This is a genomic window from Parabacteroides sp. AF19-14 (assembly GCF_003635485.1).
Classification (GTDB): Bacteria; Bacteroidota; Bacteroidia; order Bacteroidales; family Tannerellaceae; genus Parabacteroides; species Parabacteroides distasonis.
The window spans coordinates 104,201-118,323 of sequence record NZ_QTMJ01000001.1 but is presented as its reverse complement, the minus strand read 5'-3'; the positions used below and the strand labels follow the sequence as shown (position 1 = coordinate 118,323).

The 14,123-nt window shown below is 42.4% G+C and carries 17 protein-coding genes; 9 read left to right on the top strand and 8 right to left on the bottom strand.

The window, feature by feature from the left end; translation table 11 throughout:
• Nucleotides 1-147 precede the first annotated feature (147 nt).
• Together DWX33_RS00515 and DWX33_RS00510 are read left to right on the top strand one after the other, a co-directional pair.
• On the top strand, nt 148-648 hold the full coding sequence (locus DWX33_RS00515) for a thioredoxin family protein (protein ID WP_005856939.1): 501 nt from the start codon (nt 148-150) through the stop codon (nt 646-648).
• A gap of 241 nt (nt 649-889) precedes the next feature.
• A complete protein-coding gene (locus tag DWX33_RS00510) occupies nt 890-1,570 on the top strand; it encodes a hypothetical protein (protein WP_008779890.1) in 681 nt (226 codons plus the stop codon).
• A gap of 99 nt (nt 1,571-1,669) precedes the next feature.
• Here DWX33_RS00510 and DWX33_RS00505 read toward each other — a convergent pair whose 3' ends face one another.
• The gene (locus tag DWX33_RS00505; protein WP_005856943.1) at nt 1,670-3,043 is read right to left on the bottom strand and encodes an aminopeptidase P family protein; all 1,374 of its coding nucleotides are present in this window, start codon (nt 3,041-3,043) and stop codon (nt 1,670-1,672) included.
• Between the two features lie 112 nt (nt 3,044-3,155).
• On the opposite strand from DWX33_RS00505, the gene DWX33_RS00500 reads away from it, so the two are divergent.
• From DWX33_RS00500 to DWX33_RS00475, 6 genes are read left to right on the top strand one after another with little or no spacing between them, the layout of a single operon-like run.
• On the top strand, nt 3,156-3,500 hold the full coding sequence (locus DWX33_RS00500) for a hypothetical protein (RefSeq protein WP_005856945.1): 345 nt from the start codon (nt 3,156-3,158) through the stop codon (nt 3,498-3,500).
• A gap of 18 nt (nt 3,501-3,518) precedes the next feature.
• Entirely contained in the window at nt 3,519-3,944 is a 426-nt protein-coding gene (locus tag DWX33_RS00495) for an ATP-binding protein (protein WP_005856948.1), read from the top strand.
• A gap of 3 nt (nt 3,945-3,947) precedes the next feature.
• Nucleotides 3,948-5,327, top strand: coding sequence for a [Fe-Fe] hydrogenase large subunit C-terminal domain-containing protein (locus DWX33_RS00490; RefSeq protein WP_122379670.1), 1,380 nt, complete (start codon nt 3,948-3,950; stop codon nt 5,325-5,327).
• Complete coding sequence (locus tag DWX33_RS00485; protein ID WP_005856952.1) at nt 5,314-5,658, top strand: DRTGG domain-containing protein; 345 nt, start codon at nt 5,314-5,316, stop codon at nt 5,656-5,658. The genes DWX33_RS00490 and DWX33_RS00485 overlap by 14 nt, the downstream gene beginning before the upstream one ends.
• Entirely contained in the window at nt 5,655-6,401 is a 747-nt protein-coding gene (locus DWX33_RS00480) for a PHP domain-containing protein (protein ID WP_048927298.1), read from the top strand. Before DWX33_RS00485 ends, DWX33_RS00480 begins: the two co-directional genes overlap by 4 nt.
• Nucleotides 6,394-6,927 (top strand): ATP-binding protein, encoded by a 534-nt coding sequence (locus tag DWX33_RS00475; RefSeq protein ID WP_005862300.1) that lies wholly within the window; start codon nt 6,394-6,396, stop codon nt 6,925-6,927. Before DWX33_RS00480 ends, DWX33_RS00475 begins: the two co-directional genes overlap by 8 nt.
• An 809-nt stretch (nt 6,928-7,736) precedes the next feature.
• Here DWX33_RS00475 and DWX33_RS00465 read toward each other — a convergent pair.
• From DWX33_RS00465 to DWX33_RS00450, 3 genes are all read right to left on the bottom strand, one after another.
• Nucleotides 7,737-8,498 (bottom strand): hypothetical protein, encoded by a 762-nt coding sequence (locus DWX33_RS00465; RefSeq protein ID WP_044546841.1) that lies wholly within the window; start codon nt 8,496-8,498, stop codon nt 7,737-7,739.
• A gap of 384 nt (nt 8,499-8,882) precedes the next feature.
• Complete coding sequence (locus DWX33_RS00460) at nt 8,883-9,101, bottom strand: hypothetical protein (protein WP_009017457.1); 219 nt, start codon at nt 9,099-9,101, stop codon at nt 8,883-8,885.
• 466 nt (nt 9,102-9,567) lie between these two features.
• A complete protein-coding gene (locus DWX33_RS00450) occupies nt 9,568-9,759 on the bottom strand; it encodes a hypothetical protein (RefSeq protein ID WP_009017456.1) in 192 nt (63 codons plus the stop codon).
• 290 nt (nt 9,760-10,049) lie between these two features.
• On the opposite strand from DWX33_RS00450, the gene DWX33_RS22330 reads away from it, so the two are divergent.
• On the top strand, nt 10,050-10,217 hold the full coding sequence (locus DWX33_RS22330) for a hypothetical protein (protein ID WP_157310332.1): 168 nt from the start codon (nt 10,050-10,052) through the stop codon (nt 10,215-10,217).
• An 88-nt stretch (nt 10,218-10,305) separates the two neighbouring features.
• Here DWX33_RS22330 and DWX33_RS22265 read toward each other — a convergent pair whose 3' ends face one another.
• From DWX33_RS22265 to DWX33_RS00430, 4 genes are all read right to left on the bottom strand, one after another.
• A complete protein-coding gene (locus DWX33_RS22265; protein ID WP_147425488.1) occupies nt 10,306-10,557 on the bottom strand; it encodes a hypothetical protein in 252 nt (83 codons plus the stop codon).
• Between the two features lie 669 nt (nt 10,558-11,226).
• Nucleotides 11,227-11,637 (bottom strand): D-Ala-D-Ala carboxypeptidase family metallohydrolase, encoded by a 411-nt coding sequence (locus DWX33_RS00440; RefSeq protein ID WP_039848627.1) that lies wholly within the window; start codon nt 11,635-11,637, stop codon nt 11,227-11,229.
• Between the two features lie 73 nt (nt 11,638-11,710).
• Complete coding sequence (locus DWX33_RS22260) at nt 11,711-12,298, bottom strand: hypothetical protein (protein WP_147425487.1); 588 nt, start codon at nt 12,296-12,298, stop codon at nt 11,711-11,713.
• Between the two features lie 594 nt (nt 12,299-12,892).
• Nucleotides 12,893-14,110, bottom strand: coding sequence for a lipopolysaccharide assembly protein LapB (locus tag DWX33_RS00430; protein WP_008779886.1), 1,218 nt, complete (start codon nt 14,108-14,110; stop codon nt 12,893-12,895).
• Between the last annotated feature and the right edge of the window lie 13 nt (nt 14,111-14,123).

Here is a 14,123-nt window from a genome sequence, read left to right as displayed (position 1 = left end):
TATTTGGTTTTATATTTGCACCCGTTAAAGACAAGTAAGTGTCTCTTTAGCGAAAGAAACATGCTTGTTTACGATCCTGAAAATCAGGAGTCGGGAGTTTGTCCCTCGGGAGATTCCCCCGATTAAGTTTAACGTAAAATTGAAAATATGAAGGTAAGAGCTTATGTTCTCATCGCATCGGTAGCGTTATTAGGAATGTCTGCCGGTTCGAAAAAGGCGAAACTTACCGAGGGTGTGAACCCCGGTGATCTAGCTCCGAGAATAGAGTTTTTGGGAAACGACGCTAAAGCCAGTTTCCACAACCAATTAGGACGTTATACATTGCTCAACTTTTGGGCGGCTTACGATGCGGAATCGCGGGCTCGTAACGTGCAATTGGCGAATGAGGTTAACAAGTTTGGTCCGGACAAAATCGCGATGTGTTCGATCTCTATGGATGAGAAAGAATCTATTTTTACCGAGACGGTAAAGATTGACAAGTTGGATCTGTCAACGCAATTTCACGAAGGACTGGGTAAAGAGTCAGAGTTGTACAAGAAGTATGATTTAAGAAAAGGTTTCAAGAACTTCTTGATTAACGACGAAGGAGTGATAATCGCCGCCAACGTCACACCGGAAAAACTGACCGAGATTCTGAAAGCAATTTAATCAGTATTATTTAGCAAAGAGGGCTGTTCCACTTCAAGATGGGACAGCCTTTTTTTATCGATTCACGAGTTTTCGTTTCGAGATGATGAAATAGCATGTATAGTCTGAGAAGGAAATGTACACTTTCTTTTTAAGTCCGTGTTTATTATTAACTCTTTTTGATTTATTAACCCTAATGGATAGGGTGATTGAGAAGGTCCTCTGTCTTTACTGTAAATGAACAACTAACATCCTATATATAATGAGATCTATACTTTTCTTTATTTGTTTGATCTTTACCTTTGAGGGACAGGCGCAAGAGGTAGAAAAATCCCATATGTGGAAAGTAGAACTCTCCGGTGCCTTGAATAATAATTCAGCATGGGAGGTAGAGCCATCTGTTACTTATCTACCGATTCCTTATGTGGGAATTACTATGGGGTTGCTTTTCTGTAATACGATTGAGAAAGATAGTTATACGGGGTTTTCAAGAGATAATCAGTGGTTCTGGGATTCAGATGAGAGTAATCCGGGCTGTCATTTCTTTGCGTTACGTCCGGCCATCCAGTTAGTAACTCCCACTTTTAAATTCGGGAAAGACAAGGATACGGGACTCTCTTTGGTCGTTTCACCTGGATTAACCATTCCTTTGCCTGTCAATCAAGAGTTTAATATAAGCTATGTTCCAAACACTCCCGGGGTATGGATACCTCAAAAATTCGATCATATAAAGAACAAGGGAGGTAAATCGTTATTTTATCATATTAAAAGTATGTTGAGCCTCGATATAGACCAGCGGTATATATTCTCTTTGGGGTATATATTCTCGAATTTTGATTTATATAGTGGAGGGCGAAACTTCGTTGTAGAGGGAAAAAGGCTTAGTATGCCCCGGATTCGTTTTATGCATTCGTTCTTTCTAAGTATTGGATATCGCTTTTAAATCGTTTCATACATTGTCTTTCTCGTTTAGCCCAAAAAGGGAGAGCTGTTTTTAAGGCTCTCCCTTTTGCATAAGCTTATATATAATAATGTATAGGATTTATCGAATTGCTTCTACTTCTTCCGTACGCAAAGGGATCTTCTTTCCTAATAGACGAGCGCCGTTCTCGGTAATCAGATAGTCTTCCTCGTTACGTATGCCACTGAAATCTTTATATGTAAACAACTTCTCGTAATTGATGAATTCGGTGAACTTGTTCTGGCCTCTCCATAAATCCATTAATTCGGGGATGAAGTATACGCCCGGCTCGATGGTCAAGACAAAACCCGGTTCCAGCTTACGTCCCAAGCGCAATGACTTACGTCCGAATTCCGTACTCTTCGGCTGTCCGTCATAACCAACGTATACCTCTCCCAGATTCTCCATATCATGTACATCCAATCCCATCATGTGACCTAGGCCACAAGGCATAAACATGGCGTGAGCACCGGCTTTTACGGCCTCCATCGGATCTCCTTTCACGAAACCAAGGTCCTTTAAACCCTCCATGATCACTTTACAAGACAACTCATATACATCCACGAAAGGAATACCCGGGCGCAAAGCCGCTACGGCAGCCTCATGGGCGGCTACTTGAATATCATAGATGTCTTTTTGACGGGTCGTGAATTTTGAGTCGGCCGGGATGGTGGACGACATATCTCCGGCATATCCCATCTCAGTCTCGGCACCGGCGTCCAATAACAGCATATCACCGCTCTTAATCATATGACTATGATCATGGTTGTGCAAGGTCTGCCCATTGATCGTGGCGATGATAGGGAAGGAGAGCTGGTAATTGTTGGCGAAAGCTACTTCCGCAACGGCAGCCGCTACATCCGACTCCCGGATTCCCGGACGTACGGTACGCATGGCAGTCAGGTGCATATCGGCGGTTACGATACAAGCTTTCTCGATCTCGGCGATTTCTTCCTCGCTCTTGTAATTCCGTTGGTTTACGACACCCATGATGAAAGGCACGGAAGGTTTCTCCGCGCCGGGTACGATACCCAACCATTGGAATAACTTGATCTGGTGTTCCGCACGATATGTCGGCAGATAATGGATTGGCTGGCCTTTTTGCTGGGCATTCTTCAAGTAAGTCTCGATCTCCTTGAAAGGACGGACTTCCTTGATACCTGCGGCCTCGCTCTTCTCTTTTAGGGTGGGCTGCGTACCCATCCATACAATCGCGTCTATAGTCAACTCATCGCCAAAGATGATCTCCTTATCGTTATCGATATCGATGATAGCGGATAACCCGGCGTATGGCAATCCGAAGAAATACAAGAAGGTAGAGTCTTGACGGAAGTGATACGTATTATCGGCGTAGTTCATCCCACTCTCGTCGTTTCCAAGGAATAGCAACAAACCGGAACCTATGGTTTGTTTCAGCTTAGCCCGGCGGGCCATATAAGTTTCTTTACTGAACATAAGGATTATTTTTTGTTAGTGTACCAAAGATAGTAATTAATGTAATATACTAGGCCGACATTCGAAATTATTTCTTACATTAGCCCATGTAAAATGTAACCTCTGGTACCTTATGAAGATTCAAAGAATTCAAGAGCTTACCGATGCCTCCATCGTCTGTGGCTCAGAGAAACGGGAGAACGATGTGCAGTGCGCTTTTGCCAGCGATCTGATGAGTGACGTGCTTACGCTGGATTGTGGTGATGTGCTGTTGGTGACAGGACTTTGTAATTTGCAAACGATCCGTACCGCGGAGATGGCGGAAGTTTCTTATATACTTTTCGTGCGGGGGAAGAAAGTAACCCCGGATATGCTGGAGCTGGCTCGTGAGAACAATATGGTTCTTCTGGAAACAGATCATTCTATGTATCATACGGTCGGAGAGCTTTATAGCGCGGGGCTCCTTCCTATATATTAAGAAAGGAGGTCGTGAGATATGCTATTTAAGTTTGAGTTGGAGGGCGGTAATTTCTCGAAGGCGGGTTATGCGTCTAGCCAGATAAAGAAGGTCTTGAAGCAATTGGCTATCGATCCCCGGATCATTAAGCGGGTGGTCGTGGCGCTTTATGAGGCGGAGGTGAATATCGTGGCTCACGCTTGGAGAGGAACGGTTGTCGCTGAATTGGACGCTGATAAAATATCTTTGGAACTGAAGGATGAAGGGCCCGGAATCCCGGATATATCGCTAGCTATGCGTGAAGGGTATTCGACGGCATCCGAGGCCGTGCGTGAGATGGGATTTGGTGCCGGAATGGGACTTCCAAATATGAAGAAGAACGTAGATGAATTAACGATCGAGAGCCAAGTAGACGTAGGTACCACGGTACGTATGGTCACATGGTTTAATAAAGAAGGAGCGTAGACCATGGAGGAAGCTAATTTTTATCATGCCTTGAAGATTGACAATGACCGCTGTATAGGCTGTACGCATTGCATGAAAGAGTGTCCTACGGGAGCGATCCGTATCCGGGATGGTAAGGCTTTGATCCATAAGGATTGGTGCGTGGATTGCGGCGAGTGCTTGAAATCGTGCCCGACAGAGGCTATCTATGTGGAGCAGGATGACTTCCAGCGTATATTTGATTATAAATGCAGGGTAGCGTTGATGCCCACGGTATTTATCGGGCAGTTCTCAAAGTACACGACCGAGAAGGAAATTATCAGCGCCGTTATGGAACTGGGCTTTACCCATGTTTTCCAAGTAGAGTTTACCGCCGATATGATCCATAAGGAAATGGTACGGCAGATGGAAAACGCCGAGGAAAAGCCGGTGATCAGTTCTTTTTGTCCCGCTATCGTCCGGTTGATACAAGTCCGTTTCCCTGCGCTGGTGGATAATATCTTATTGGTGAAAGCGCCGGTAAACGCCTCGGCCACTTATTATCATAAGATATTGGAAGGGCAAGGTGTTCCCTCGGAAGAGATCGGTATCTTTTATGTTACGCCTTGCGCGGCGAAAATCGCCGCCTTGAAGGGAGCGGAAGGTTACTCATCTACGATCAAAGGCGTGATAAATATGGATACCCTATATAATAAGGTATACCATATTCTTAAGAATCGCCCGAGAGGATATGAGCCGGAATGTGAGCTTCCTCGGCCATTAACGAAAAAAGAGATGCGATGGAGCCAGACAGGAGGGGAGGCCAAACATTTCTCCGGTCGTTGCCTCGCGATCGATGAGATCCATAATGTGATCGATTTCTTGGAACGAATGGAAACGACCAGCGAGGTACGTAACGTAGACTTTCTGGAACTGAGGGCTTGCGACCGTAGCTGTGCCGGAGGTGTATTAGCCGTAGCGAACCGTTTCCTCACGGCCGAGCGTATCATGAAGCGATCCATGAACCGGGATAAAGTACCGATGATATACGCCGCCGATAATTTCGAGGCTTTATCCTATTTGAGGCAGCATATTACGATCCGTCCGGTGCAACCGAATCCCAAACGGTTGTACGATGGAACGATCGATGAGATGCTGAAGAAAATGGAGCAAGTGCGGAAATTGATGTGTTACCTACCGGGAATCGATTGTGGCGCTTGCGGTAGCCCGAACTGTCAAAGCTTGGCCGAGGATATCGTACGCCACGAGGCTCAATTCAGTGATTGCGTATTTATGCAACGTAATATGGAGAAGCACGGTAAACTAGATCAAGAGCATGCCTTCCGTATCGTTGAGAAGACATGGGGGAAAGATCGTTTAAATAAGGATTGTTATAAGAAAGGAGCTAAATATGAAGGTTTGTGATTTAGTGAAGATGTTGAATCTTACTGTATTTTGTGGAGAAGAGGGCCTTGATACAGAGATAACCGGGGGCTATACGAGCGATTTACTAAGTGATGTCATGGGACATATCGAGGAGGGTATGCTATGGATTACCATGCAAACGCATCAGAATATACTGGCCGTGGCTACTTTAAAAGACGCCTCCGCGGTATTGATCGTGAACGGAACCTCTCCAGATGATGAGACCTTACAAAAAGGTAGGGAAGAGGCTGTCCCTCTTTTAGGAACTACACGTTCCGCGTTCGAGGCTTCCGGTATGATTTACCGCTTATTACAGAATGAGAATGGATGAAACAGTATTTAGCTGATTTACATATCCATACTTGCCTGTCGCCATGCGGCAGTCTGGAAATGAGTCCATCGGAGATCGTGCGTCGTTCCTTAGCGAAAGGTTTGGATGCTATTGCCATTACGGACCATAATACGACCTTACAATGCCCGGAGATTCAATCCCTTGGCGAGAGATTCGGACTAAGGGTCTTTGCGGGCGTAGAAGTTACGACCCGTGAGGAAGCGCATTGTCTGGTTTATTTCCCGACCGATGAATCCCGTAAGCGATTCCAACGATATTTAGAAGAGCATCTCCCTCCAATTCCAAATGATCCGGAACGTTTTGGCGATCAAGTTTGGGTGAATGCGGAGAATGAGATTCTAGGAGAAGTACCCTATCTTTTGCTCTCCGCCTTGGATCAAAGCGTAAACCAAATAGCCGCTCAAGCACGTAAGGTGGATGCTCTATTTGTAGCCGCCCATGTAGAACGTCCGTCATTCAGCTTGATCAGTCAATTAGGTTTTATAGACCCCTGCTTATCTTTAGATGCTATTGAATATAATAATCAGCAAAGATACAGTAAGTTATTGTCTATTCACGGGTATTTGAAAGAGCAGACTCAATACTCAGCCTCGGATGCTCATTGCCCCGAACAAATAGGTACTCAGCCCTCCATTTGGCAAACGGAGGAATTAACCTTCGATGGCTTACGAAAGGCTTTTGATCAAAAAGACAATCACTTAATTTTCGCCTCTCATGGATAATCTCTCGTTTCATATCACGGATATAACCGCTAATAGTATCAGAGCAAAAGCTTCTGACATAGAGATAGATATACAGATAAAGGACACATCCATATGTATTCGTATCGCGGATAATGGCTGTGGTATGGATCCGGAAACAGTCTCTCTGATCCGTAATCCGTTTTATACGACTCGCACGACACGAAAAGTGGGTCTAGGCTTACCTTTCTTGATACAAAACGCGGAGCAAACAGGCGGGAATGTGGAAATATCTTCCATACAGGGAAAAGGTACGGTAGTTGTTGCTTGTTTTGTCTCATCTCATATTGATTGTCCGCCTTGGGGAGATTTGGCGGGTACAATGGCTATGCTTATAGGCAGTAATCCAGACATAAACATTCATTTCTCATATCATTCAGATCTGGTTTCATTTGATATCAGTACGCGAGAGCTTAAAGAAATCCTAGAGGACATGCCATTAAGTCATCCGAAAGTCATGCTTTATTTGAAGGAGTTAATAGCGAATCAAATAGTTGCGTCAAGCTGAATTAATCTTTTCATATAGGTGATCTGATCTTTTCACAGCTGTGATACGATCTTTTCACATCCATGAAACAAACGTTTCACAGCCGTGAAAAGATCTGTGTCTTTACTCAAAGCAGCTACAAGCTTTGCTTGAATGCACTAATTTATCCTTATCTTGCTATTAATTTTATAATTCCCATTATGTTTAATAGAGTTATTTGGTTCTCTCTCATCACAATAAACCTCGTATACATTCTTAAACTGCCTTGTACCGTATGACATTTTGATAATCTTGTAGTCTGTTGGGAATATTGGTACAAAATTCTCTAATTCGTATGTATCTGTAAAACAATAAACTTGCAGCCAATCAACAGAAATAGCGTATGGCTGCATTTATATTCGTCTAGTATAATCCACATTCCCCATAACCGGAGAAGCGGAAAAGGCTGCATTAATCCGGCTCATTCGATTTAAGATTATGGGGGTAAAATTGTCTTGTTTCATTTCGCAAGTCTTTTATTTTTGGGGGAATTACACCGTAAACAAAGACGGCGATCGTTTTACGGATCGCCGGACTTGCTTCTGTTGGGATACCGTTAGTAGACAGCCCCCCAGCCGTCTAGTTATCTCTACCCAACACGAAGTAACATAAAAAAAGGGTGAATCACAAGAACTCACCCTTTGCGTTTTATTTTATTAACAAATTCTACTCTTTTGTTGATTTGCTTCCAGTACCTTTAATTACATTACCATCTTTACCGATAAGTGTTTGCAACACTTTTATTACAACCTCTACTAATAGACCTACGGTATACTTCCAAATAGGTTCCATTAAATTTCATCGGGACTCTCCGAGTCTCCCCCGCTACTTACTGAGACCCCATCGAAGAATGACGCACTCTTATAATCCGTTGATTTCAGCGCCGCCGCATAGACATATGATCCCCTATCCGCATTTACGGGCGTTTTCAACGCCGTAGCTAATTGTGGAATCTTCGATTCATTTAGAGTTATTTCCGTAGAACTACTCGCTACATCTTGCTCGGTAATGACATATTCATAATTTCGCACCATTGACGTAGTCATAGATAAGCCTCCGCTTGATTTTACCTTATAGGACACAACGATTTGAACTTCCACAATATCACCCTTAACAAATTCCTTAGAAGAGGATATTACAGCAGTTAATTTGTCTCCGGTAGCTGTAAAAGTCGTACCCATAACTACAGACCCATAGCCCGCATACAGAGTAACGCCCGCCTCTATCGCTAATGCCATTTTACTAACATCATCCGAAGGTAAATCCGGTTGATCTCTTAACCATGCCATTATAGGAGCGTTTAGTTTCATAAACTGATTTCGAGAAGTGCCGTATTTTGCTGGATCAAAATGGCGATCAATCCATGCCGCATTAATCTTTGCGAAATGACCCAATGAACCAAATGCGGATCGTTGAGATACTTGCTTTGTACTCTTTGACTTGTTTTCACGAATCCTCTTAGAAACAATAACACGTCCGTGAACAGTACGGAATGTGGCATCACCCGTTGACTTACGAGATATGCCGATACCCATCGTTTTATCTAGTCCCATAGTATTTAATAGCTGGTTTCTATGCTCGAGCAGAATTACATTGAGCGTATTCCAGCGTCCGGCAAAGGTGCAAATTAGTATTAACCGAAGCAAGGTCATTGACATTCCGAAGGGATGCCGAAGATAGTAGCAAGATGTAACGATAAAATGGTATTTATATATCAAAATGTCAAAATGATTAGTTTGCAATAGGCTTGTTTTTTATAATTATTTAACTAATAAATGCAAAAATCCCGCCTATGTATCTTCACATAGACGGGAAATCGCCATAGATCAGAACGTCTTCCGATCGGAAAATGCCCTACCCATTGCCAAGAAAAACCAACGGTCACAATAGGCAGTTATAACGTATTCGGGCACAACAACGCAAAGATAAGATTTAATTTAATGAATCGGATCATATTCATAAGTCTTATATACGGAACGATCAAAATTAATGACTGTAACACGTACTGGTATACATAACCCGCTTGTTATAAGATATTTTCGAACACGATAAAATACGTCACACAAAGATGTTATATCTTCATACTCCAAAGCGATCATTTCCAGCCCGCCATCCTTTATAATGATTCTAATCAAATCTCCATATTTTATTTTCATATATATGTATTTATTATGTTAATAATCAGTTAGATACAGGAGGTCTAAGCGTAAAATCCACGCCCGTTCTACTTAACGGGCGAGAGAAGCACATCATTCAACAAATCTTGATACTGGACCTCTAGTCCTTTTTCGTCTAGCACTCTCGAGTTACGATATCTGTTTCTCTCGATACATGTTTCCATAGCATCATCAAGACGCTCAAACAATTCCGAAGGTGAGTAAGCGTAGGGATCGCCATACAGCTTAATGTAGACCGTTTGCCTTCCATTTCGTGACAACACGTGTACACTTTCGATTGATCTTGCGGTATCTGACACATAGAAACAGATACCTCTAGGTTTAGCCCTTACAGGTCTAATCGAATAATACATAAAATCCGGAAACAAGGTCGATCCGTAGGGACTTTCTTGTATCCTCTCGATTTTTAGGGGATCATAGACAGTAACCATAAGCAAGTTATTTTTTATTGTTTATACTTAGCGGTAAGATAGCCGATCGTATATATAGAAGACAGACTATCTACGTTCAATATTATATCAAAATATTCCATACCCTCAATCTTTGAATAACGATAAGAAAAAGACGGATAATATTCTTTTACTATACCTATTAAAATATCTAATTCCTTCCTATCTACAAATAATTTAAGTTCCATAATGAATGCATATTTTATTGATTATCAATACATAAATATACAAATTAATAATGTTAATTACTATATGTATTATATTATTATTTCTTAATAAATTTATTGATATGGGGTGCGCCGGAGGCGCAATATCGCCGCTGCGAAGCAGCCGTAAAGAGCGGAAACAAGAGGGGGGGATATACGGTTGCCAGTAGCAAGACAAGGGGTGAAACCCCTACCCGATCCAACTTTTTACCATGATTACGCTCGAGGATAAGAGGCATAATAAAACCCAACGTAAATGATAGTAAGCACTTTTGTATGATTCGCTTCGGGAACGCTGGCGGTTCCCGGCAGCGGGCACGGAGCGAAAGCCAGCGGCAGGCGGCACGAGGCTATTATTAAAACGTTCGGAGCGGAGTTATCACGCCGCTTGGGAGCGAGAGAGCGAAGCGATAGAGCGACTGATCGGCGGGATAGCGTAGCAGATCGTATAGGGACACACGAACATATAGTATCGGCAGTGACGAGGAACGAGGAACGTAAAGCGGTGCCGAGCGAAGCGAAGACGCACTACACGCAATGAGTAACTGTAGATGAAAAGACGCTTATATAAACGCCTACGGTAGCGATCTTTGCGGACTGCGGAGCACAGCCGTAGGCGAGCACCGTATAAGGACGCAAAGAACGCATAACAACAAAGACAGCCCCCACCCGACTGATATGTAACTTTGAATTGAGCTTGATCTTGGCATAGAGCGAAGCGGAATCACGGAACGAAGGATTCTTGCGCCCGCAACGAAGCGCAGCGAAGAGAGGACGCATGAAGCCGTAGTGAGTGATGGAGCGGCACGGTAGGGCTATTTAACATAACAGCAACTTTTAGACGGGCGAATGCGAGCGGTACGGGAGCATAAAGCACGGCTAACAAGTTTTGTTATGTTATATAGCCCGGGGAATAAAGACTAGACGCTACAGGAAAACACGTATATCATTGAGTACCCACGCAGAGAACGGCACAATGGCGGTAGTAATAGAACTGCCGTCCAGTTTGGAGCAAGTATTCAGAGACCTAGACACATGTACTGAATAGTGACATAATGACTAGGTGACAGGATAGAACGCCGCCGAGTGCCCGGCGGCAGCGGTTGATTGAGTGCCCCAAAGCGTAGCGAGGGGCACGAAGAGACCGCCCCTTACAGACAGTAAGTAATCAGTATTGTATGGTTATAGTGCGTTCCGGTAATCGGTTTGGTGGTCTCCTATACAATCGGACGTGAGCAAGCCCGGACTCTATTCGATCAATCACGCAGTCTCGATCATAGGTCATAAAAGCCCGAGCTAAACGTATGCTTTCGTCCATTCCGTTAACGGAATAGTCCATGTACTGAAACGTAGTCCTAAGCCGGGACAATGTTTCTAGCGCATAGAACATAAATAGCTCGAGTTCTTCGTTATCTGTGATACTCTTATTATCGATTACTATGGTTTCCATTATTGATATATTATTTGTCGTTTATTATCTGCGAACCTACTGTATGATACATGTACGAAGTTTCGCCTAGTATAGAATATACATTGATCGTAAGGGATTCCAGATTTTAAGACGGCACTAACCACACGCATCGCATCGCCGCTAATCCTAATGTCCGCAGCTTCCCCCTTTATATGTTGCGATCCGTAGACTCCCTTCACAAGCCTATTCAACTCCGCAGTTCTATACCCGCTATTGATCGTTATAGGCTCGTTTAGATAGTCCCTTAAAGGCTGTAACGTACAGGACACTAGATTACATAACGCACAAAACGCCTCCGGTGTTGGCTCGTTTCGTAGGTTATTATAATAGGCTATCTCGCTATGTACCAGTTCGGACAGCATGAAATTCTTACTTAGTTGTATATCCATATCATATATTTGTTTGTAACGCTCCGCTATGGGGGGGGACAATATACGGTTGCCAGTAGCAAGCCAAAGTACGCTATATCGGGACTCCTTCGCATTCTACCTTATGCAGATATTTAGCGAGAGAGCGAGAAAAAGCATATTCATGCGTTACAAGCCTTAACGCATCTAAATATTGCTCCGTAGGGAACGGAATGTCTCTTTTTGCCTTAACCAGTTTCCGAATGAATATCTTATCAGCCTTTGTCGTATCCTTCGATAGAGTTAATCTAATGGGACGTTTCGTTACAACGCCCGGAGCATACTCGAAGATCGCTACTGATTTCATTCGTGATTTATTTTTCGTAAGATCGTTTATTCTGAAATCAAAGTATTTAGCTGCATAAATATAGAATAAGTCCTCAATATCTGACTGTAGCTTCAACATATCCGTACTTATGCTAAATACCTCTCCGGTAGATAGTTCTAATAGAGTTTTGCTATCTTTCCTGATCGATAGCTCAACACGCCACACATCACTAGTCTCATCAATACCGTTTAGTTTCCACAATTGCCGGATATAGGGCTTATCCTTAACCTCTCGAAGTTCTTTTGTCTTGTTATACAGATATGAGCATACAGAACTTGCATGGCTACCGAAACTCACATAGTTAATATCTCGCACATTTTTAGCAGAACCTCTAAGTTTACATTTGCTAGCGTCGGATCGTTTTATCCGATCGTAAATGACTGAGCGAATAGCGTTCTTTAATTCCGCTGTATTAGAGACATCACATGATTTTATTTTAGCCTCAATAGCATCTACTAATTGATCCCTTTTATCGGATTCCGTGTCGGCTTGTATGGTGTATGATGGTTGGCAGTTCTTTAAATAACGCCCGGAAAGAAATGAGTTTATTAATCTTCGTGGAGATAAGCCGTTGACAAACCTATTACAATCGTAACACAAATCTAATCGGCTGATTGACTTATATTTTAATCCATAAGAGGCAAGGAAATTGACAAATCTATATGAGAAATCCGGTTGATAAAGTTCTCTATTGGATAGTTTTACTAAACATCCTCTCCTATCGATGATTTTTGATACTGGATTCGTTAAAATAGTGGCATAATGATAGCAGTATTGACCATTCCCATTATGTTTAATAGTATTATGAACGATCAAAAAATGACTACTCTGCGATACATGATACACAAATAAAAAACCGCCTAGTAACCTTATATTACTAGACGGTTCCATTTATTCTGAAAGAAGAAATTACTTATTCATCTCTGCTTCAATAGCATCGAATTTATCACCCATATTCAAGTTGTAGTAAATACCTCTTAAAGCGGTCATATATTCTCTTTCTTCTGGTTTCATTTGGTGAGCTTTCTCAAAGTAAGGAAGAGCTTGCTTAAAGAATTCCTTAGCTTTGCCTAATTCCTCTTGATATTGTTTTGCGTCGTTGATCATATTAGCCTCACCTTGCTTGTTTACACCTTGGTTATAATATACACGACCTAAGTTAGAGAGAGATTCGATATAGTCAGGATTGATCGCCAATGCTTTCTTGAAATACTCTTCAGCTTTAGCGTAATCTTTCAAACCAGTCTCATAAACACGGCCCATTACATCGTAAAGCTGTGGATTGTTGGAATCCTTAGCGATAGCTGTGTTCAAATATTCAATAGCTTTCTCATTTCTATTAGAATAGATGTAATTGTTTATAAGGCTCATTAAGAAATACTGTTCCTCAGGGAATTTATTCAAACCTTCTTCCAAAGTCTTCTCTAAATTCACGGTATCCTTAGCTTGCTCATACTCATAGCATAAGTATTGATATACCTCGCTTGCTCTATAATCCGTATTTTTAGCACGCTCTAACGCTGCGATAGCTTTTTGAGAATCGCCAAGTTGGGTCGCTGCTACAGCGGCATAGAACTGAACTGTCATGAAGTTTGAATCTCTTTCAGCGACAGCCTCACCTTTAAACATTGGCATATCAGATATTTTCAGGTATTGCTCGAAGAAATCGTAAGCTTTGTTATAATCTTTCTGATCGAAATAGTAAGCACCACCATTGATGTAATATACGTGGTTTGCTCCTAGGATACCTTTGATATCTTTCGTGAACTTAGGTTTAATTTTTCCTTTTTCATTAGGAAGTTGATCTAACTCATATGCTTTCTCAAAGTATGGCAAAATACTACCCAATGCCTCGTACATAACAGGCTCGTCCGGTTGTTGGCCCAAGACTTGTTTAGTTCTTTCGTTGCTGAACTGTTGATCCTCGATAAAACCGGCAACATACCAAGTTTTAGCGTCATCCTTTGTTTCAGGGTTTTCCAAAGCTCCTTTAATAAGAGTTCTGGCTTCCGAGAAATCAGGAGTTGTCCCCTTAGCTATACTTTGAGCCTCATTTACAGCTTTTTTCTGTGCAAAAGAGACCGATGCTGCGACACATAGTGCCACTGTTAATAATACTCGTTTCATTGCGATAGTAATT